Consider the following 19,851-nt stretch of genomic DNA (forward strand, 5'->3'; position numbering starts at 1 on the left):
CGGCATGCCAACCGGCGATCGCCGTCTCGGCCTGGGCCGCGTCGTGGAAGCGCGTGGCCAGCTCGCGCGCCAGCCGCAGCTTGACGTCGCGCGGATTGAGCGCGCCGGAGGCGACCTCGGCCTGCAGGGCCTTGGCCTCGTCCACGCCGATGTCGAAGCTGAGCAGCTCAATCCAGCGCCACATCAGTGCGTCGCCGATCTTCATGGTCTTGGTGACGATGTCGATGGCCGGCTCGCCGATGCCGATGTAGTTGCCCAGCGACTTGGACATCTTGTTGACGCCGTCCAGGCCTTCCAGCAGCGGCATGGTCAGCACGATCTGCGGCTTCTGGCCGTAGTGCTCCTGCAGGCCGCGGCCCATGAGCAGGTTGAACTTCTGGTCGGTGCCGCCGAGTTCGACATCGGCCTCCAGGGCGACCGAGTCGTAGCCCTGGACCAGCGGGTAGAGGAATTCGTGCAGGGCGATGGACTGCTGGGCGGCGTAGCGCTTGGCGAAGTCGTCGCGCTCGAGCATGCGCGCCACGGTGTGCTGCGCCGCAAGACGGATCATGTCGGCCGCGCCCATCTTGCCGAACCACTCGCTGTTGAAGCGCACCTCGGTCTTCTCGCGGTCCAGCACCTTGAACACCTGGTCCTCGTAGGTGCGCGCATTGGCCAGCACGTCCTCGCGGGTGAGCGGCTTGCGGGTGACGTTCTTGCCGGTCGGGTCGCCGATCATCCCGGTGAAGTCGCCGATCAGGAAGATCACCTGATGGCCCAGGTCCTGGAACTGCCGCATCTTGTTGAGCAGCACCGTGTGGCCCAGGTGCAGGTCCGGCGCGGTCGGGTCGAACCCGGCCTTGATGCGCAGCGGACGGCCGGATTGCAGGCGTTGCTGCAGGTCTTCGAGCTTGAGGATTTCGTCGGCGCCGCGGCCGATCAGTTGCAGTGCGTCTGCCTGTGACACGTGAGGTTCCAGATGAAGAAAGAGACCGGCGCGGCCACCACAAAGTTGAACGCGCGGTTAAATCGAGGTTAACGCCGGACCGCAGGAAAAAACCAATCCGCTCAACGGTTTGACCTGCTCCCCATGCCTGACTATGGTAGCCCGATTGGGCCTTCCGCTTGGGCCCCAGGGTGAAGACATCGATGCAGACGCACGGGGACGGCAGCCGCCGCAAGCAACGCTTTCGCGAACGACTGGAAGTCCTTCGAGAGTCCGCTCTCCACCGCCAACTGACCCAGCACCTGCCCCAGGGCCGGTGGACGCGGCGGCAGTGGATCCACGCGTCCCTGTTCACCACCATCGGCATCATGGTGGCCACCATCGTGCCGGGCTTCTCCAGCGTGGTACAGCCGCAGCGCAAGCCGCTGGCCAGCGTGCCGCTGGCGCTGCCCGAGATCGACACGCAGGCCGCCGCGGCCTCGGCGGGCGACAACTGGCAGACGGTGAACGTCCGCCCCGGCCAGACCCTGAGCGCGATCTTCGAAGAGATGGGCGTGCCGGCCGCCACCCTGCAGCGGGTGATGGAGAACAAGGCGGCCGCGGCCGAGCTGCGCCGCCTGCATCCGGGCGATGAGATCGCCTTCGATCTTCCCGCCGAGGGCGTGCTCAAGGCGCTGCGTTACGACCGCGACATGGCCTCGCGCGTGCAGCTGGACATCAGCGACGAGGCGGTCACCGAGCGGGTGATCAAGCGCGAGGTCAGCGTGCGCACCGCGGTGCTGAGCGGCAAGGTCGGCAGCTCGCTGATCCGCTCGGCGCGCAAGGCCGGGCTGACGGCGGCCAACATCAATGCGCTGACCGACGAGATCTTCAAGTACGACATCGACTTCAACTCCGACCTGGAGGCCAACGACCGCTTCAGCGTGGTGGTCGAGCAGACCTGGCGCGAGGGCCAGCTGGTGGCGACCGGTCCGGTCCAGGCGGCGACCTTCACCGTGGACGGCAAGCTGCATTCGGGCTTCCGCTTCACGCGCCCGGGCGGCCAGCCGGAGTACTTCACCGCCAGCGGCAAGCCGCTCAAGCGCAGCTTCATCCGCATGCCGATTCCCTACGCGCGGCTGAGCTCGACCTTCGGGGCGCGCCATCATCCGATCCTGGGCACGATGCGCATGCACCAGGGCGTGGACTACGCCGCGGCCACCGGCACGCCGATCATGGCCGCGGGCGATGCGCGCGTGCAGTTCGCCGGCCAGCAGCGCGGCTACGGCAATGTGGTGATCCTGGACCATGGTCAGGGCCGCACGACGCTGTACGGGCACATGTCGCGCTTCGCCAAGATCAAGACCGGCCAGCGCATCGCGCAGGGCACGGTGATCGGCTACGTCGGGTCCACCGGCATGGCCACCGGCCCGCATCTGCACTACGAATTCCGCGTCAACGGCGTGCACCGCAACCCGCTGAAGGTCACCCTGCCGCCGCCCGAGCCGCTGTCCGGCACGGTGCTGGCGCAGTTCAAGACCCAGACCTCGAGCGCGCTGGCCCGCATCCACACCGTGGAAAGCGCGATCTACGCCGATGCCTCGCCGGCCACGGCGCCGCAGCCGTCCGTGACGCTGGCCCAGGCGCTGGAGGCGTCGCGCAAGCGGCCGGATCGCCAGTGACTCCGCCGGCTGCGGCGCGCGCCGGCGGACCGCTGGCACGCAAGCCGGCGCTGGGCGACCTCTATCTGGGCATGATTTCCGGCACCAGCGCCGATGGGATCGACGTGGCGCTGGTGCGTTTCGACCCCGAGCCGCAGCTGCTGATGGGCCGCACCTACCGCTGGGATGACGCGCTGCGCACGCGTCTGATCGAGCTGGGCCAGGGCGGCGAGGCGACCTCGCTGGACGAGCTGGGCGAACTGGACGTGCAGGTCGCGCTGGCCTTCGCCCATGCGGCGGGCCGGCTGATCACCCAGTCCGGGCTGGACCGTGCGCTGGTGCGGGCGATCGGCTCGCACGGGCAGACCGTGCGCCACCGCCCGGAGGGCACCTTCCCTTTCACCTGGCAGATGGGCGATGGCAATGTCATCGCCGAGCGCACCGGCATCCCGACCGTGGCCGACTTCCGCCGGCGCGACATCGCCGCGGGCGGCCATGGCGCGCCGCTGATGCCGGCCTTCCACGCCGCGATGCTGCATGACCCGGGCGAAGACCGGGCGGTGCTCAACCTGGGCGGCATCGGCAACCTGACCCTGCTGCCGGGCAGCGGCGCGGTGCGCGGCTTCGATACCGGCCCGGCCAATGCGCTGCTCGACGCCTGGTGCGAGCGGCATACCGGCATGGCCTTCGATGCCGGCGGCGCCTTCGCCGCGACCGGCAAGCCCGATGAAGCGCTGCTGGCGCGGCTGCTGGACGAGCCGTGGTTCGCCCAGCCGCCGCCCAAGAGCACCGGTCGCGAGCAGTTCCACCTGGCCTGGGTCGAAAGCAAGCTCGGCCAGACCACGCTGGCGTCGGCCGACGTACAGGCCACGCTGGTCGAACTCAGCGCGGTCACCGTGGCCGAGGCACTGCGCGCGACCCAGCCCGGCACCGCGCGGGTGATGGTCTGCGGCGGCGGCGTGCACAACCCGGTGCTGATGCAGCGTCTGGCGGCGCGGCTGCCCGGCGTGGTGGTCGAATCCACCGAGGCCCACGGCCTGCATCCGGACTACGTCGAGGCCATGGGCTTTGCCTGGCTGGCGCGCGAGACCCTGGCCGGGCGCCCCGGCAACCTGCCCAGCGTCAGCGGCGCCAAGGGACTGCGCGTGCTGGGCGCGCTGTATCCGGCCTGATCGCGCCGGAATTCGCGGGAAACCGCGGCGCCCGGAATTGACCTGAGGGCGAAAGCGGCGGCTAAGACGCCGGGCCGCCGTGCGGCACCGCGCGCAGCGCCGCGATGGCCTCGGACAGGACGGCGACCTCCGGGTCGCTGAAGCCGTTGCGCACCTCGGCCTCGACCGCGAACAGGCCGTGCTCGATCAGGCGGCTGATGGTCTCCTCGGTGCTCCAGCCGCGCGCCTGGGCGACGCGGCGGATGCGATCGGTCAGGATCGGATCGAGGTCACGGATGAGCAGGTCGGTCATGGTCGGGTGCGGCCACTGTCCTGGAAGGCTCCTTGATACGACGCCACAGCCAGGCAAGCAAGGCCAGCGTGGGGATCACGGTCAGCGCGCTCAGGGCGAAGAAGGTCGAATACGAGGTGGCCTCGACGATGTAGCCCGAGACGCCGCCCACGAACTTGCCCGGCAGGTTGGCCAGCGAAACCAGCAGCGCGTACTGGGTGGCGGTGAAGTTGCGGTCGGTCAGCGAGGACATGAAGGCCACCAGCACGGTGCCGGCGAAGCCCTGCGAGATGTTGTCCGCGCTCAGCGCCGCGTAGAACGCCCACAGCTGGCCGGGATGCTGGGCCATCAGCAGGAAGGCCAGGTTGGACAGCGCCACCGCCAGCGCGGCCAGCAGCAGCATCCGCCTGAAGCCGAACGCCGCCACCGCCATGCCGCCGCCGAAGGCGCCGACGATGCTCATCCAGATGCCGAACAGCTTGGACACCGTGGCGATGTCGGACTTGGTGAAGCCCGAGTCCAGGTAGAACGGCCCGGCCATGACGCCGATCACCTGGTCGGGGAACTTGAACAGGCCGACGAACAGCAGCAGCGCCAGCGCCAGCTTCCAGCCGTTGGTGGTGAAGAAGCCAACGATCGGCTGCCAGAAGGCGCCGAAGAAGTCGATCCGCCGCACCACCGTGGCCTCCGGTCGCACCGGCTCGCGGCTGACCAGCGTGGTGACGATGGGCACCAGCATCAGCGCGGCCATGCAGAAGTAGGCGATCTTCCAGTCCTCGAACTCGGCCATGTACAGCGCGCCGGCGCCGCCGACGATCAGCGCGATGCGATAGCCCAGGATGTAGGTGGCCGCCAGCGCGGCCTGGGCGCTCTCCGGGGCGATCTCGATGCGGTAGGCATCGACCACCGCGTCCTGGGTGGCGCCGGCGAAGGAGCCCACCAGTACCCAGGTCACCAGCCCGGCCACGCCCAGTTCCGGCCGCATGGCGCCGAGCGCGAACAGGCTGGCCGCGACCAGCACCTGCGCGGCCAGCAGCCAGGAGCGCCGCCGCCCCAGCCCGGACAGCAGCGGCAGCGTGTAGCGGTCGATCAGCGGCGCCCAGACGAATTTGAGCAGGTAGAAGAAGCTGGCCAGGCTGATCAGGCCGATCTCGCCCAGCTGCAGGCCGACGTCGCGCAGGCGCGTGGACAGGGTCTGCGAGGCGATCAGCAGAAACGGCAGTCCGCTGCCGAAGCCCAGCAGCGCCATGGTCAGCGCCGAGGGCGTGGCGAAGGCGGCCTTGATCCCGCGCCACCCTTTGTAGGACACCGGCCGCTCGCCGGGCGCGGCGCTCACCGGGCGTAGTCCACGGTGAACGGCGCGTGGTCGGAGAAGCGCTGCTCGCGGTAGATCGCGCAGCCGCGCAGGCGATCGCGCAAGCCGGGCGTGGCGAACTGGTAGTCGATGCGCCACCCCACGTTGTTGGCGCGCGCCGCGCCGCGGTTGGACCACCAGGTGTAGTCCTGCCCTTCCGGATGCAGCACGCGGTAGGCGTCGACCCAGCCGCGGCCGGCGGCCACATCGACCTGCGCGCCCTCGTCGGCGCACAGGCCGTTGAGCCAGTCCCGCTCGGGCGGCAGGCAGCCGGAGTTCTTCTGGTTGCTGGTCCAGTTGCGGATGTCCAGCCGGGTGCGCACGATGTTCCAGTCCCCGCACAGCACATAGTCGCGGCCGCTGGCCAGCCACTGGTCCAGGATCGGCTTGAGCCATTCCATGACCTGGAACTTGTAGCCCTGGCGCAGCTCGCCCGAGGAGCCGGACGGGATGTAGAAGGACACCACGCTCAGGTTGCCGAAGCGCGCCTCCAGGTAGCGGCCCTCCTCGTCGAATTCCGGCCAGCCCAGCGCGGTGCGGATCTCGTCGGGCTCGACCTTGCTGTAGATCGCCACGCCCGAGTAGCCCTTCTTGGTGGTCGCGTCGCGGAAGTAGGCCTTGTAGCCGGGCGGCAGGAATTCGGGCCCGGCGAGCTGGTGTTCCTGGGCCTTGGTCTCCTGCACGCACAGCACGTCGGCGTCCTGTGCGGAGAACCACGGAAAGAAGCCCTTGGACGCGGCCGAGCGCAGGCCGTTGGCGTTGAAGCTGATGATGCGCATGGAGTTGGAGCCGAAGACAGAAGCGACGCGCAAGCATACCGCCCGATCCGGCCGCCGCCGCCTGCTAACCTTTGCCCATCCCCACACGTTCAAGACGCCCATGTCCAACCACCGTGCGCGCTTCCTTCAGCTGGCCCTGCGCGCCAACGCGCTGCGTTTCGGCGAGTTCACGCTCAAGTCGGGCCGCCTGAGCCCCTATTTCTTCAACGCCGGGCGCTTCGACAGCGGCGCGGCGCTGGCCGAACTGGCCGGCTGCTACGCCGATGCGATCGAGGAGGCCGGGGTGTCGTTCGACCTGCTGTTCGGCCCGGCCTACAAGGGCATCCCGCTGGCGACCGCGCTGGGCATGGAATTCGCCCGCCGCGGCCGCGACCTGCCGCTGGCCTTCAACCGCAAGGAAGCCAAGGACCACGGCGAGGGCGGCACGCTGATCGGCGCGCCGCTGGACGAGCGCCGGGTGCTGATCGTGGACGATGTGATCACCGCCGGCACCGCCATCCGCGAGGCGTTGGGCCTGATCACCGCGGCCGGCGGCGTGCCGGCCGGGATCGTGGTGGCGCTGGATCGCCAGGAAATCCTCGGCGAGGACGGCCAGCGCCTGTCGGCCGCCCAGCGCGTGGCCGCCGAGACCGGCGTGCCGGTGATCGCGGTGGCCAGCCTGCACGATCTGCTTGCATTCGCCGGGGAAAATGCGGAACTTGTCGGCCACCGCGAGCAGTTGCTTGCCTACCGGGCCCGGTACGGCAGCGCCGCGTAATCGCCACTGGCAGCAAGGGGGCTGTCATGACCAGGACCAGGTTCGCCGCGATGCTGATGATGCCGCTAGCCGCGGCGGCGTTGACGGCGGGCGCGCAGGATGCGCCCAAGGCCAAGAAGCTCTATTGCTGGAACGACCCCAAGAGCGGCCGCACCTGCTCCGATGCGCTGCCGCCGGATCAGGTCAACAGCGCGCGCGACGAATTCAGCGCCACCAGCGGTGCGCGCACCGGCGCGGTCGGCCAGGCGCTGACCGCCGAGCAGCGCGCCGACCTGGCCGCCGCCGCCGCCCAGGCGCGGGCCGACCAGGCGGCCGAGGACACGCGCAAGCGCACCGAGCAGGCGATGTTGCTGTCTTATGCGTCCGAGGACGATCTCAAGCGCGTGTTCAACGAGCGCACCACGCTGATCGACAACAACGTGCAGACCGCGCGCTTCAATCTGACCAGCATGCGCGAGGCGCTGGTGATCAAGCTGCAGCAGGCCGGCAACGCCGAACTGGCCGGCCGCAAGGTCGACGCCAAGCTGGCCGAGGAAGTGCGCCAGCGCCACACCGACCTGCTGCGCCAGCAGGCGCTGCTGGCCAATTTCGAGCAGCAGCGCACGCAGCTCAGCGCCGAGGTGGAGGACACCTTGAAGCGCTATCGCGACATGAAGGCCAGCGCTGCGGCCAATGGTTGAGGTGGGTGCGGGCGGTTAAGCCTGCTGTGCCGAGCAGCGCCGGGCTCGCGAAGCTGCCGGTGTCCGGCTTGGCGATGGCGGCAGGCGTCTCGCTGCTTCGCCGCCAGGCCTGAACCTGTCGTGGGAGCCGCCATGGCGGCGATGGGGCGCTACCGGGAAAGCCCCACCGCCGCTATGGCGGCTCCCACCTGTAGAGCGGAGCTTGCTCCGCTGGAGCTTTCCCCACGAACCGAACGAAGGGCAGCGGAGCGAGCTCCGCTCTACAGACGGGCGGCTGCTGAAGTTGAGGAGCCAGTTGCTCCCACCTGTAGAGCGGAGCTTGCTCCGCTGGGTCCTTCCCCATGAACCGAACGAAGCGCAGCGGAGCGAGCTCCGCTCTACAGGCGGGCGGCTGCTAAAGTTGAAGGGCCAGTTGCTCCCACAAAGCAGTTGTTGCTCCGGCGATCGTGGACATGCCGGAGCCCCCTCCGCCTTCGCGCTATCGCCGCGCCTCAGAAGCGGGGCTTGAGCTCCGGCGCCACGGCCTGCAGCTGGCTGCGGAACGCGCCGCGGATGCGCTCCAGCGCGGCCGCGTCCGAGGCCTCGAAGCGCAGCACCAGCACCGGGGTGGTGTTGGAGGCGCGCAGCAGGCCCCAGCCGTCGTCCCAGTCCGCGCGCAGGCCATCGATGGTGGACAGGCGCGCGCCGTCGAACCGGGCCGCGTCCACGAACGCCTGCACGATCGCATGCGCATCGCCGGAGGGCACCTCGACCTTGATCTCCGGCGTGGACACGCCGTCGGGCAGCGCGTCGAGGATCTCGCTCGGGGTCTGGTCGTCGCGCGCGGCCAGGATCTCCAGCAGGCGCGCGGCGGCGTACAGGCCGTCGTCGAAGCCGTACCAGCGCTCCTGGAAGAAGAAGTGCCCGCTCATCTCGCCGGCCAGTTCGGCGCCGGTCTCGCGCATCTTGGCCTTGATCAGCGAATGCCCGGTCTGCCACATCAAGGGCGTGCCGCCGTTGCGCAGCGTCCAGCCCTGCAGCTTGCCGGTGCACTTGACGTCGTAGATCACCATCGCGCCGGGGTTGCGTTCGAGCACGTCGGCGGCGAACAGCATCAGCAGGCGATCGGGGAAGATGACGTGGCCGTCGTGGGTGACCACGCCCAGGCGATCGCCGTCGCCGTCGAAGGCCAGGCCCAGATCGGCGTCGAAGCGCTTCACCGTCGAGGCCAGGTCGAGCAGGTTGTCCGGCTCGCTGGGATCGGGGTGATGGTTGGGGAAGGTGCCGTCGATATCGCAGTACAGCGGCACCACCTCGGCGCCGATGGCTTCCAGCAGCACCGGGGCGATCTCGCCGGCCACGCCGTTGCCGGCATCGACCACGACCTTGAGCGGGCGTGCCAGCTGCACGTCGCTGGCGATGCGCTGGACGTAGTCCTCGGCGATCTCGCGCTGGGTCAGGCCGCCGCGCTCGGCGCCGTGCAGCTGCCCCTCGCTGATGCGGGTATAGAGATCGGTGATGGCGGCGCCGGACAGCGTCTCGCCGCCGACCACGATCTTGAAGCCGTTGTAGTCCGGCGGATTGTGGCTGCCGGTGACCGCCACGCAGGTGCCGGTGCGCAGGTGGAAGGCGGCGAAATACGCCACCGGCGTGGGCACCATGCCGATGTCGATGACATCACGGCCGGCCTTGCGCAGGCCTTCGATCAGGCCGGTGGACAGCTCAGGGCCGGACAGGCGGCCGTCGCGGGCGACGACCACTTCGGTCAGGCCCTGCTCGGCCATCACCGAGCCGATCGCCTGGCCGATCAGCTCGGCCACCGGCACGCTCAGCGTCTTGCCGACCACGCCGCGGATGTCGTACGCGCGGAAGATGCCCGGATCCACGGTGGTGCCACGCACCAGCTTGGCGGCCGGCGCGGCCGCCGAGCCGACCGTCTCGACCGGCGCGCCGGTGGCCGTTGCTTCGGCATCGGCATCGGCCTCGTCCGCCGCCCTGGCCGCCGCGGCGGCGCGATGCGACTGCACGGCCTGGTCCAGGGTCAGGCCGTCGTCGGCCACGTCCTCGCCCTTGCCGCGACGCAGTTCGGGCACCTTGAGCTTGACCTTGCCGGTGGTCAGCGCGGCCACCAGTAGGGCCAGCGCCAGCAGCAGCGCGGCCACGATCGCGCTGGGGAGCGCGCCCAGGCCCAGCGGGCCCTCGCTTTCGTCGGGGACGGCGGCGGCCACGCGCAGGCCGGTCTGGCCGACCGGGCGCGAGAGCGCGTCGGCGGACCCGGACAGACCCGCATCGCCGACCTCGCGCAGGGTGAAGCCGCCCTGGCGCAGGGCCAGATAGGCGCCCGGCACCTGCGCGCCGTCGATCGGGGCGGTGAGCAGGGCCATCGGCAGGCGCACGTAGAGCAGCCGGTTCTGCACCGGCACGGCCAGCGCAAGGCCGGTGCCCGTGCCGTCGCGCACCGCGCCGACGATCGCGCCCTTGGCCTGCTGCGCGGCCTCCAGCAGCGCCAGCTTGCTGTAGCCGAAGCTGGCGGCATCGGCGTAGGCGGACTGAAGATCGGCCGGCAGCATGTCGACGGCTTCCACCTCGGGCCAGCCGGCCTTGATCGCCGCGCCGACCGCGGCGGTGTCGTCGGCGCTCACCGCGGCCTGGAAGGCGGGCGTGGCCACCCGCTGGTCGAGCTTGGCGGTCTGGGTCTGCAGGTTCTGCTGCAGGCCCTGCACGGCGGCATCGCGCGCCTGCAGCAGCGCGTCGCGGCGCGCACCTTCCTGGTAAAGCACCCAGGCGCTCCAGCCGAACCACGCGGCCAGCAGCACCAGCAGGGCGGACAGCAGCAGCACGTGTTGCCCGCTGCCTGTCTTCGCGGTCCTTCGTTTGAATCCAGCCATGCGACGCTTCGCCCCTGTCAGCGGACGCCCGTGTGGCCGAAGCCCCCTTCTCCACGCGCGCTTTCCACGAAAGTATCCACGATCTTCAACGCTACGCGCGCGATGGGCAACACCACCAGCTGCGCGACCCGGTCGCCGGGCTGGATCACGAAGGCCTCGCTGCTGCGGTTCCACAGGCTGATCAGCAGCGGGCCCTGGTAGTCGGCATCGATCAGGCCGGTGCCATTGCCCAGCACGATGCCGTGACGATGGCCCAGGCCCGAGCGCGGCAGCACCACCGCGCACAGATGGGGATCGGCCAGGTGGATGGCGATTCCACTGGGCACCAGCACCGTCTCGCCCGGCCCCAGCGTGAGCGGGGTCTCCAGCGCGGCGCGCAGGTCCAACCCGGCGCTGGCCGAGGTGGCATAGGCCGGCAGCGGCCAGGTCTCGCCGAAGCGCGGGTCCAGCAGTTTGACTTCCATCGGCAGGCTCATGCGCGCAGACGCTCCCCGATCAGGTCCACCAGCGCCTCGGCCAGGGCGGTCTTGGGCGCGGAAGGGAACTCGCGCTGGCCATCCTTCCAGAACGCGGTCATCGCGTTGCTGTCGCTCTCGAAGCCGCCGTCGGGGATGCCGACCCGGTTGGCCACGATCATGTCCAGGCGCTTGGCCAGCAGCTTGCCGCGCGCGTACTCGGCCACGTTCTCGGTCTCGGCGGCGAAGCCGACCACCAGCTTGAGCGGCTGCACCGAGGCGGCGACCTCGGCCAGGATGTCCGGCGTGCGGACCAGGTCCAGCGCCAGCGATTCGCTGGACTTCTTGATCTTGTTGGGCGCCGGCGTGCGCGGAGTGTAGTCGGCGACCGCGGCGGCGCCGATGTACACATCGGCCGGGAAGGCGCCGAACACCGCCGCGCGCATCTGCGCGGCCGAGCGCACGTCCACGCGGGTCACGCCGGGCGGGGTGCCCAGGCTCACCGGGCCGGCCACCAGGGTGACCTTCGCCCCGCGCCGCGCGGCCGCCTGGGCCACGGCGAAGCCCATCTTGCCGCTGCTGCGGTTGCCCAGATAGCGCACCGGGTCCAGGTCCTCATAGGTGGGGCCGGCGCTGACCACGACATGCAGCCCGGCCAGCGGGCCGTCGAGCGGAATGGCCGCCTGCGCCGCCTGGCTGAGCGCGGCCACGATCGCGTCCGGCTCGCTGAGGCGGCCCGGGCCGGATTCGCCTTCGGCCAGCGGACCGTCCTCGGGCCCGATCACCTGCACCCCGCGCGCGCGCAGGGTGGCCAGGTTGGCCTGGGTGGCGGCGTGCTTCCACATGATGTGGTTCATCGCCGGGCACACGGTGATCGGGGCGGTGGTGGCCAGGGCCAGGGTGGTCACCAGGTCGTCGGCCAGGCCGTGAGCCAGATGCGCCAGCAGGTCGGCGGTGGCCGGGGCGATCAGCACGCGGTTGGCCCAGCGCGCCAGCTCGATATGGCCCATGGAGGCCTCGGCGGCGCTGTCCCACAGGCTGGTACGCGTGGGCTGGCCGGACAGGGCCTGGAAGCTCAGCGGGGTGACGAACTGCTGGGCACCGGCGGTCATCGCCACCTGCACCTGCGCGCCGGCATCACGCAGCCGGCGCACCAGTTCCAATGATTTATAGGCGGCGATGCCGCCGCCGACGCACAGCAGGATGCGTTGTCCTTCCAGGGCCTGGGCCACGTCAGAATTTTCCGAACCAGAACTAAGGCGACAGCTTACCCGACGCCCCTCCCGGGTCTGATAACCCCAGGGCATGAGCGTCCGGAATAATCGCCATGACGCCGCAGGGAAGCGGCACGCCCCAAGCCCAAGGAAGCGCCCATGCATATCCGCGACTGGCCCGCCGAGGAACGCCCCCGCGAAAAACTAATGGCGCGCGGCGCCGCCACGCTGTCCGACGCCGAGCTGCTGGCGATCTTCCTCGGCTCGGGCCTGCCCGGGCGCGACGCGGTACGCACCGCGCGCGACCTGCTCGCCAGCCACGGCCCGCTGCGCGGCCTGCTCGACCACCCGCCCAAGGCGCTGGCCGCCCTGCCCGGCCTGGGGCCGGCGCGCGCCTGCCAGCTGGCCGCCGCGCTCGAACTGGGCCAGCGCCACCTGGCCGCCGGCCTGGCCCGGGGCGAGATGCTGAACGACCCGCACGCGGCCGGCCGCTATTTCGCGCTGAAGCTGCGGGCGCGGCCGCGCGAGGTGTTCGCGGCGCTGTTCCTGGACACGCGGCACCGGGCGCTGGCCTTCGAGGAGCTGTTCGCCGGCAGCCTGGACGCGTCCGAGGTGCACCCGCGCGAGGTGGTCAAGCGCGCGCTGGCGCTGAACGCCTCGGCGGTGATCGTGGCCCATAACCACCCCTCCGGGAACCCGGAGCCCTCGGCCGCCGACCGCGCCGTCACCGCGCGGCTCAAGGCCGGTCTGGCGCTGGTCGACGTGCGCCTGCTGGACCACTTCGTGATCGCCGACGGCCCGCCGGTCTCGCTGGCCGAGCGCGGCTGGGTATGAGCCCCGCATGCGGCGGCCCGGGCGCCGGGGCCGGCAAGGCGGCGGGCGTGGGCTAAAATGTCCGGTCCCGCGTGACCCATCGAGCCAGAACCCCGTGAAATCCGATCTGCGTGCCCGCATCGCCCAGGGCATCGACGCCCTGCGTCAGGCCGGCACCCTGCCCGCCGAGACCGCCACCCCGGACTTCACCGTCGAGCGTCCCAAGACCCGCGAGCACGGCGACTTCGCCACCAATGCCGCCATGCTGCTGGCCAAGCCGGCGCGTAGCAATCCGCGCGCCCTGGCCCAGGCCCTGGTCGACGCGCTGCCGGCCAGCGCCGATATCGCCCGGATCGAGATCGCCGGCCCCGGCTTCATCAACTTCCACCTGGCCAACGCCGCCTACCAGCGCGAGGCCGTGGCCGCGCTGACCCAAGGCGCGCAGTACGGCCGCAACGCGTCCGGCGCCGGCCGCACGGTCGGCGTGGAATACGTCTCGGCCAATCCGACCGGCCCGCTGCACGTGGGCCACGGCCGCGCCGCGGTGATCGGCGACTGCCTGGCGCGCGTGCTGGCCGCCAACGGCTGGAACACCAAGCGCGAGTACTACTACAACGACGCCGGCGTGCAGATCGAGAACCTGGCCAGGTCCACCTCCGCGCGCCTGCACGGCCTCAAGCCCGGCGACGCCGACTGGCCCGAGGCGGCCTACAACGGCGACTACATCGCCGATGTCGCCGCCGCCTACCTGCGCGGCGATGCCATCGAGATCGAAGGCCACACCGTCACCAGCGCCCAGGACATCGAGGATCTCGATGCCATCCGCCGCTTCGCCGTGGCCTACCTGCGCCGCGAGCAGAACGCCGACCTGGCCGCCTTCGGCGTGGGCTTCGACGTGTACTTCCTGGAGAGCGCGCTCTACCGCGACGGGAAGGTCGAGGAGACCGTCGAGACGCTGATCAAGTCCGGCCACACCTACGAGGAAGGCGGCGCGCTGTGGCTCAAGTCGACCGACTACGGCGACGACAAGGACCGCGTGATGCGCAAGTCCGATGGCACCTATACCTACTTCGTGCCGGACGTGGCCTACCACCTGTCCAAGTGGCAGCGCGGCTACGAGCGCGCGATCACCGAGCTGGGCGCCGACCACCACGGCTCGCTGGCGCGCGTGCGCGCCGGCCTGCAGGCGCTGGACGTGGGTATCCCCAAGGGCTGGCCCGAGTACGTGCTGCACCAGATGGTCACGGTGATGCGCGGCGGGGAGGAAGTGAAACTGTCCAAACGCGCCGGCAGCTACCTGACCCTGCGCGACCTGATCGAGGAAGCCGGCGCCGATGCCACGCGCTGGTTCCTGATCGCGCGCAAGCCCGATTCGCAGCTGACCTTCGACATCGACCTGGCGCGCGAGCAGAGCAAGGACAACCCGGTCTTCTACGTGCAGTACGCCCATGCGCGCGTGTGCAGCCTGCTGCGCCGCGTCGAGGAGAAGGGCTATGCGGCCTACGATCAGGCCGCCGGCATCGCCGCGCTGCCCTCGCTCGAGGACGCCGCCTCGATCGCGCTGATGGTGGAACTGTCGCGCTATCCGGAAGTGGTCGAAGCGGCCGGCGTTTCGCTGGAGCCGCATGCCATCGCGCAATACCTGCGCGAACTGGCCTATGCTTTCCAGGCCTGGTACGACGGCGAACCGATCCTCATCGACGATGCCGATGCGCGCAACGCGCGCCTGGCGCTGGTCCTGGCGGTGCGCCAGGCCCTGGCCAACGGCCTGGACCTGCTGGGCGTGTCCGCGCCCGAGCGCATGTAAGACGACTTCTACGAGAACAAGAACAAGATGGCGGCACGACGCGGTAAATCCCAGGCCAAGCGCACCAACGGCAACGGCACGCCCGGCTGGGTCTGGCTGATCGCCGGGCTGGTGCTGGGCGCGGCGGCGTTCTTCATCGTGCCGGACCTGATGAAGAAGGACGGCGACACCTTCCTGCGGCCCAAGCCCAATCCCGACGCGCGCCCCGCGCCGGTGAGCGAGGACGACAGCGCCACGCCGCCCGCCTCGGCCCCGGCCGAGACCGGAGCCGCGCCCGCGGCGACGGCCGAAACCGCCAAGAAGCCGCCCGAGCGCCCGACCCAGTACGACTTCTACACGCTGCTGCCGGGCCGCGAAGTGCAGATGTCCGACGCCGAACTGGCCGCCAGCGCGCGCGCCGAGGCCGATCGCAAGGCCAAGCTGGCCGCGCAGCAGGCGCGCGAGGACGCGGCCAAGAACGCCGGCCAGCCACAGCCCATCGCCGAGACCACGACCGCCGCCGCCCAGCAGCCCACGCCGCTGGATGAGATCACCAAGGTGCCCTCGGCCACGCCGACCCAGACCACCGTCGCCCAGGCCGCCGCGTCCAATGCGGTGGCCAGCGCCGCGGGCGATGTCGCCTACATCCTGCAGGCCGGCAGCTTCAGCGCGTCCGGCGATGCCGAGGCGGTCAAGGCCAAGATCGCGATGCTGGGCCTCAGCGCGCGCGTGGAATCGGGCGACTCGGCCGGCAAGACCGTCTACCGCGTGCGCATGGGGCCCTACGCCACCGCCAGCGAACTGGCCGAGGCCAAGCAGAAACTGGCCAGCGGCGGCCTGCCGGCGATGCCGATCAAGGCCCGGTGATCGCCCCGGCGACTCAGCGCGAGCGCCTGATCCTGGCGGCCGCGGTCGCCTTCACCGTGGATTTGCTGCTCGGCGTGCTGATCTGGCGGCTGCTGCCGCCCGGCTGGCGCGTGCTCGAGCTGCACGGCAACAGCCTGATCCAGCCCGCGCACTGCCTGGCCGGCGCCTTCAGCCTGCTGCTGGGCGGCTGGATCGGCGGGCGACGCTTTCTTCCGCTCGGCGTGGCGCTGATGTTCGCCCTGCAGCTGCTGGCCCTGGGCCTGCTGGTGCAGCTGGCCGACCGTCACATGCCGCAGCGGCCGCTGTGGCTGACGATCCAGGACGTGCTGGCCAGCAACGTGCTGGGCGTGGGCCTGCAGCTGCTGGCCGCCGCGCTTGGCGCGCTGGCCGGCGCGGCGCTGCACGCGCGCCGCCCCCTGTTTCCCTCCCCCAAGGAATCGACATGTCCAAGACTGTCCTGATCACCGGCGCCACCTCCGGCTTCGGCGCCGCCGCGGTGACCCGCTTCGCCAACGCCGGCTGGAAGGTGATCGCCACCGGCCGCCGCGCCGAGCGGCTGACGCCGTTCGTCGAGCAGTTCGGCAGCGAGGTGGTGCACGCCGCCGCCTTCGACATCCGCGACGGCGCCGCGCTGGATACGGCCCTGGCCGCGCTTCCCGCCGGCTTCGCCGACATCGACGTGCTGGTCAACAACGCCGGCCTGGCGCTGGGCACGGTGCCGGCGCAGGAGGCGGACCTGGCGCAGTGGCAGCAGATGATCGACACCAACGTGACCGCGCTGGTCACCATCACGCGCAAGCTGCTGCCGGTGCTGATCGCGCGCAAGGGCGCGATCATCAACATTTCCTCGGTGGCGGCCACCTATCCCTACACCGGCGGCAATGTCTACGGCGGCACCAAGGCCTTCGTGCGCCAGTTCTCGCTGGGCCTGCGCAGCGACCTGCACGGCACCGGCGTGCGCGTGACCAGCATCGAACCGGGCATGGCCGAGACCGAGTTCACCCTGGTGCGCACCGGCGGCGACCAGGCCGCCTCGGACAAGCTCTACGGTGGCGCCACGCCGATGACCGGCGAGGACATCGCCGAGCAGATCTTCTACGTCGCCACGCTGCCGGCGCACCTCAACATCAACCGGCTGGAGATCATGCCGGTGAGCCAGTCCTTCGCCGGCTTCCAGGTCGCGCGCCAGTAAGTCTCTGCCTGCGCCGACCGCGGACGCTCAAGCCGCGTCCGTGGCCGGCATGGCCGTGGTGCGCGGCCTGAGCATGCGGCCGCGCAGGCGCAGGAACGGCCGCTCCACTGCGTAATGCAGCAGCGCAGCCGCCAGCAGCGACGCGCCGCCATAGACCAGCACCTGTGCATCGCCCCAGCCGGCGATGGCCTGGCCCAGATGGTCCTGCACCTGCACGAACACGGCCTTGTGCACCAGATACAGGCTGTAGGACACGCCGGCCAGCCAGGCCGCGCCCGGCAGCGCCCAACGCCCGATCAGGCTGCTGCGGCCCGCCCCGGCGAACACCAGCAGCGCCAGCCCGATCGACAGCACCGGCCAGCCCACCGCATTGCCCACCAGCCCGCTGCGGTCGCGGAACAGCCACAGCGCCAATGCCATCACCGCAAGCCCCACCGCCAGCGCGCCGTTGGCGTACCGCTGCGCATGCGCCCACAGCGCGGGGCGGAAGGTCTTCAGCATCGCCAGCAGCACGCCGCAGAGCAGGCCGTCCAGGCGGTTCCAGGTCGGGTAGTAGAGATCCTCGATGAACCAGTTGCGCTGCGCCCCGCCGGCGGCCTCGGCGGCGGTGTCGTGCAGCCAGATGCCGGCGCGCAGCGCGATGCCACCGACCATCACCAGCGCCGCCAGCAGCGCTACCTTCCACGCGGCCGGCCTGCGCATCAGCCACCAGGCCAGCACGGGGAAGACCAGATAGAAGTGCTCCTCCACGCACAGCGACCACGCGTGCGAGAACGCGGGCCGGCTGTAGTCGTTGCCCAGGTTCATCACCATCAGCACGAACTTCCACAGCGGCTCCATCTCCGGCCGCTCGCGCCAGGCCGGCACCAGCGCATACAACGCCAGCACCACCCAGTACGCCGGCAGGATGCGGAACGCGCGCCGCAGATAGAAGTCGCCGAACCGCAGCGGCTGCCCGCGCGACAGCGGCGCCAGCACCTGCCCGCCAATCAAAAAGCCGCTGAGCACGAAGAACAGGTCCACACCCATCCAGCCGTAGCGCGACAGCCAGGTCCATTCCGGCGCCAATCCACCCACCACCCAGGCATGGAAGAACATCACCCACACGATGGCGATGGCGCGCAGCAGGTCCAGGCCCGGGTAACGAGCGTCGGTGCGGATCATCGGATCGAGCCAGGCGTGCAGGGAAAGTAAAGAAAGTCTATGTCCGCGCAGTGTGGTTGTTGCCGTCGTTGCGCCGGGCCGTGCCCCGCCTGCGGTGAAGCGCTTCAGCCCGAAGCGCCGGTCAGCTGGACGCGCAGCATATCGACATAGGTGCGGCTGACGCGCAGCGGCGCGCCGTTGTGCAGCCGCAGCAGCGCGTCCTTGTTGGAGAGCGGCTGCAGTTCGGCCACGCAATCCAGCCTGACCATGGTGGAGCGATGGATGCGCACGAAGCGCGCCGGATCGAGCTGGGTCTGCAGGCGCTGCAGCGCATCGCGCAGCAGGTATTGCCGGGATCCCACGTGCAGGGTGACGTAATCGCCGTCGGCCTGGAGATATTCGACCTCCTCGACCGGCACGAACACGATCCGCCGCCCCACCCGGACCTCGAAGCGCGTGAGCGGCTCCGTCCTCGGCTCGCTGGACTGCGGAACGGGAGCGGGAGCGCTCGCCTGCAGGCGACGCCGCACGCGGGCCAGGGCGTCGGCCAGGCGCTCCTCGTCCAGCGGCTTGAGCAGATAGTCCAACACTTCCAGCGCGAAGGCCGGCACGGCGAACTCGGCGTGTGCCGTCAGCAGGATGACCAGCGGACGCGCGTGCGCCTCCATGGCCTGGAGCAGCGCGATGCCGTCCAGGCCAGGCATCTGGATATCGAGGATCAGCACATCCGGGCGGCACTGCGGGAGGCCGGCCAACGCCGCCTCGCCGTCGGCGTACTCGCCCACGACCTGGACATCCTCATGGCGCGCAAGGCTGGCGATCACGCCGCTGCGTGCCAAGGGCTCGTCATCGATCACCGCGATCCGGATCACGCCGCGTCGCCTCGCGGAGCCAGGCGCTGCAACGGAATCGCGATGGCGACCACATACACGCCGTCCTCCAGCCCGGCGGCGAAGGCGTGGCGTTGCGGATACAGCCAGGCCAGGCGCTGGCGCACGTTCGCATGGCCCAGCGTTCGTCCGCCCTGCGCCTCATCGTCCGGCGCGAGATCGTTGACCACGCGCAGCTGCAGCTGCCCGGCGCGCGCGTGCAGCGCGATGGACAGCCGGCCCGCCGCGCTGCGTCGGGCGATGCCGTGGCGGATCGCGTTCTCCACTAGCGGCTGCAGCAGCAGCGACGGCAGCGACGCGTCCAGCACACCGGCCCCGATGTCCCATTCCACGCGCAGGCGGTCGCCCAGCCGCACCTGCTCGATGGCCAGATAGGTCTCGGTCATCGCCAGCTCCTCGGCCACCGACACTTCATGGGAGGGCCGATCCAGCGTGGCGCGTAGGAAGCCGCCCAGCCGCGCGAGCATGGTGCGCGCCTCCTCGCCGCGCGCCTGCGCCACCAGCGAGGACACGCCATTGAGCGTGTTGAACAGGAAGTGGGGATTGAGCTGGTAGCGCAGCGCGCGCAGTTCGGCATCGCGCGCGGCCAGCAGCGCCTGCGCCTGACGGCTGTGGGCCTCCTTGAGTGCGTGGGAATGCCCCACCAGCGCGTTGGCAGCGCAATAGGCGATCAGCGCCAGCCAGCAATCGTCGACGCCGAAGAACACGCGCGGCCAGCGCGGCGGCTGTGCCCCGGACCAGCCCATCGCCTCGGGCAGCAGGAAGCCCAGCACGTTGTTGACCACCGCCATCAGATACGTCACCGCCAGCAGCAGTGGCACCGTCTTCCACGGCGACCACCCGGCTCGCCAGAGCGCACGCTGCAGCCAGATCAGCACCGGCACCCAGGCCAGGAAGGCCAGCAGATACAGGGTGCGGTAGGCCAGCGCATGCCCATGCCCCACCGCCGGCACCGCCATCACCAGCAGGCACAGGCCGATCGGCAGCGCCGCCATCAGCGACACGCGCCACGGCGGTGGCGAGAAGACCGACGCGTCCGGCGCCAT

Annotated in this window: 19 protein-coding genes (1 of these 19 cut by a window edge); 9 read left to right on the forward strand and 10 right to left on the reverse strand. The window is 70.5% G+C overall.

Annotated features, from left to right (window positions below):
- Nucleotides 1-946, reverse strand: partial view of a tyrosine--tRNA ligase gene (gene tyrS, locus MWN52_RS17045; protein WP_130521769.1) — the 5' portion only. Its footprint begins 263 nt before the window's first position; the window shows 946 of its 1,209 coding nt (coding positions 1-946); it begins with the start codon at nucleotides 944-946; its stop codon lies off the left edge, out of view.
- 182 nt (nucleotides 947-1,128) lie between these two features.
- Here tyrS and MWN52_RS17050 point away from each other — a divergent pair, with 182 nt between their 5' ends.
- Both MWN52_RS17050 and MWN52_RS17055 read left to right on the forward strand, forming a co-directional pair.
- Nucleotides 1,129-2,586 (forward strand): peptidoglycan DD-metalloendopeptidase family protein, encoded by a 1,458-nt coding sequence (locus MWN52_RS17050; RefSeq protein ID WP_130532289.1) that lies wholly within the window; start codon nucleotides 1,129-1,131, stop codon nucleotides 2,584-2,586.
- Nucleotides 2,587-2,657: 71 nt separating this feature from the next.
- Nucleotides 2,658-3,737 carry an anhydro-N-acetylmuramic acid kinase gene (locus tag MWN52_RS17055; RefSeq protein ID WP_425608136.1) on the forward strand — a complete coding sequence of 360 codons (1,080 nt, stop codon included), beginning with the start codon at nucleotides 2,658-2,660 and terminating at the stop codon, nucleotides 3,735-3,737.
- 61 nt (nucleotides 3,738-3,798) lie between these two features.
- Here the strand turns inward: MWN52_RS17055 and MWN52_RS17060 are convergent, their stop codons facing one another.
- The 3 genes from MWN52_RS17060 to MWN52_RS17070 are packed head-to-tail and all read right to left on the reverse strand — an operon-like array spanning nucleotide 3,799 to nucleotide 6,141.
- Nucleotides 3,799-4,029 carry a hypothetical protein gene (locus MWN52_RS17060; protein ID WP_130521767.1) on the reverse strand — a complete coding sequence of 77 codons (231 nt, stop codon included), beginning with the start codon at nucleotides 4,027-4,029 and terminating at the stop codon, nucleotides 3,799-3,801.
- Complete coding sequence (locus MWN52_RS17065) at nucleotides 4,007-5,344, reverse strand: AmpG family muropeptide MFS transporter (RefSeq protein WP_286575630.1); 1,338 nt, start codon at nucleotides 5,342-5,344, stop codon at nucleotides 4,007-4,009. Before MWN52_RS17065 ends, MWN52_RS17060 begins: the two co-directional genes overlap by 23 nt.
- Complete coding sequence (locus MWN52_RS17070; protein WP_130532291.1) at nucleotides 5,341-6,141, reverse strand: exodeoxyribonuclease III; 801 nt, start codon at nucleotides 6,139-6,141, stop codon at nucleotides 5,341-5,343. Before MWN52_RS17070 ends, MWN52_RS17065 begins: the two co-directional genes overlap by 4 nt.
- A gap of 100 nt (nucleotides 6,142-6,241) precedes the next feature.
- On the opposite strand from MWN52_RS17070, the gene pyrE reads away from it, so the two are divergent.
- Together pyrE and MWN52_RS17080 are read left to right on the forward strand one after the other, a co-directional pair.
- Complete coding sequence (gene pyrE, locus MWN52_RS17075; RefSeq protein ID WP_130521764.1) at nucleotides 6,242-6,898, forward strand: orotate phosphoribosyltransferase; 657 nt, start codon at nucleotides 6,242-6,244, stop codon at nucleotides 6,896-6,898.
- 26 nt (nucleotides 6,899-6,924) lie between these two features.
- Complete coding sequence (locus MWN52_RS17080; RefSeq protein ID WP_286575631.1) at nucleotides 6,925-7,578, forward strand: hypothetical protein; 654 nt, start codon at nucleotides 6,925-6,927, stop codon at nucleotides 7,576-7,578.
- Between the two features lie 491 nt (nucleotides 7,579-8,069).
- Here the strand turns inward: MWN52_RS17080 and MWN52_RS17085 are convergent, their stop codons facing one another.
- Genes MWN52_RS17085 through coaBC form a run of 3 tightly spaced genes read right to left on the reverse strand, consistent with a single transcriptional unit; the run spans nucleotide 8,070 to nucleotide 12,132 of the window.
- Complete coding sequence (locus MWN52_RS17085; RefSeq protein ID WP_286575632.1) at nucleotides 8,070-10,445, reverse strand: phosphomannomutase/phosphoglucomutase; 2,376 nt, start codon at nucleotides 10,443-10,445, stop codon at nucleotides 8,070-8,072.
- 17 nt (nucleotides 10,446-10,462) lie between these two features.
- Complete coding sequence (dut, locus tag MWN52_RS17090) at nucleotides 10,463-10,921, reverse strand: dUTP diphosphatase (protein ID WP_130525138.1); 459 nt, start codon at nucleotides 10,919-10,921, stop codon at nucleotides 10,463-10,465.
- Nucleotides 10,918-12,132, reverse strand: a complete 1,215-nt coding sequence (gene coaBC, locus MWN52_RS17095; RefSeq protein WP_286575633.1) for a bifunctional phosphopantothenoylcysteine decarboxylase/phosphopantothenate--cysteine ligase CoaBC — start codon at nucleotides 12,130-12,132, stop codon at nucleotides 10,918-10,920. Before coaBC ends, dut begins: the two co-directional genes overlap by 4 nt.
- A gap of 141 nt (nucleotides 12,133-12,273) precedes the next feature.
- On the opposite strand from coaBC, the gene radC reads away from it, so the two are divergent.
- From radC to MWN52_RS17120, 5 genes are all read left to right on the forward strand, one after another.
- Entirely contained in the window at nucleotides 12,274-12,948 is a 675-nt protein-coding gene (radC, locus tag MWN52_RS17100; protein WP_130532294.1) for a RadC family protein, read from the forward strand.
- Nucleotides 12,949-13,042: 94 nt separating this feature from the next.
- Nucleotides 13,043-14,734, forward strand: a complete 1,692-nt coding sequence (argS, locus tag MWN52_RS17105; protein ID WP_286575634.1) for an arginine--tRNA ligase — start codon at nucleotides 13,043-13,045, stop codon at nucleotides 14,732-14,734.
- A gap of 27 nt (nucleotides 14,735-14,761) precedes the next feature.
- Nucleotides 14,762-15,580, forward strand: a complete 819-nt coding sequence (locus MWN52_RS17110; protein WP_130525142.1) for an SPOR domain-containing protein — start codon at nucleotides 14,762-14,764, stop codon at nucleotides 15,578-15,580.
- Complete coding sequence (locus MWN52_RS17115) at nucleotides 15,577-16,041, forward strand: hypothetical protein (protein WP_286575635.1); 465 nt, start codon at nucleotides 15,577-15,579, stop codon at nucleotides 16,039-16,041. Before MWN52_RS17110 ends, MWN52_RS17115 begins: the two co-directional genes overlap by 4 nt.
- On the forward strand, nucleotides 16,023-16,772 hold the full coding sequence (locus MWN52_RS17120) for an SDR family NAD(P)-dependent oxidoreductase (protein WP_286575636.1): 750 nt from the start codon (nucleotides 16,023-16,025) through the stop codon (nucleotides 16,770-16,772). Before MWN52_RS17115 ends, MWN52_RS17120 begins: the two co-directional genes overlap by 19 nt.
- Before the next feature lie 27 nt (nucleotides 16,773-16,799).
- Here the strand turns inward: MWN52_RS17120 and MWN52_RS17125 are convergent, their stop codons facing one another.
- The 3 genes from MWN52_RS17125 to MWN52_RS17135 form a co-directional block, all read right to left on the reverse strand.
- Nucleotides 16,800-17,936 carry an acyltransferase family protein gene (locus tag MWN52_RS17125; protein ID WP_286575637.1) on the reverse strand — a complete coding sequence of 379 codons (1,137 nt, stop codon included), beginning with the start codon at nucleotides 17,934-17,936 and terminating at the stop codon, nucleotides 16,800-16,802.
- 104 nt (nucleotides 17,937-18,040) lie between these two features.
- On the reverse strand, nucleotides 18,041-18,787 hold the full coding sequence (locus tag MWN52_RS17130) for a LytR/AlgR family response regulator transcription factor (protein WP_286575638.1): 747 nt from the start codon (nucleotides 18,785-18,787) through the stop codon (nucleotides 18,041-18,043).
- Nucleotides 18,784-19,851: a sensor histidine kinase gene (locus tag MWN52_RS17135; protein ID WP_286575639.1), complete on the reverse strand. Its 1,068-nt coding sequence runs from the start codon at nucleotides 19,849-19,851 to the stop codon at nucleotides 18,784-18,786. The genes MWN52_RS17130 and MWN52_RS17135 overlap by 4 nt, the downstream gene beginning before the upstream one ends.

The organism is Pseudoxanthomonas winnipegensis (assembly GCF_030322905.1).
GTDB classification, from domain to species: domain Bacteria; phylum Pseudomonadota; class Gammaproteobacteria; order Xanthomonadales; family Xanthomonadaceae; genus Pseudoxanthomonas_A; species Pseudoxanthomonas_A winnipegensis.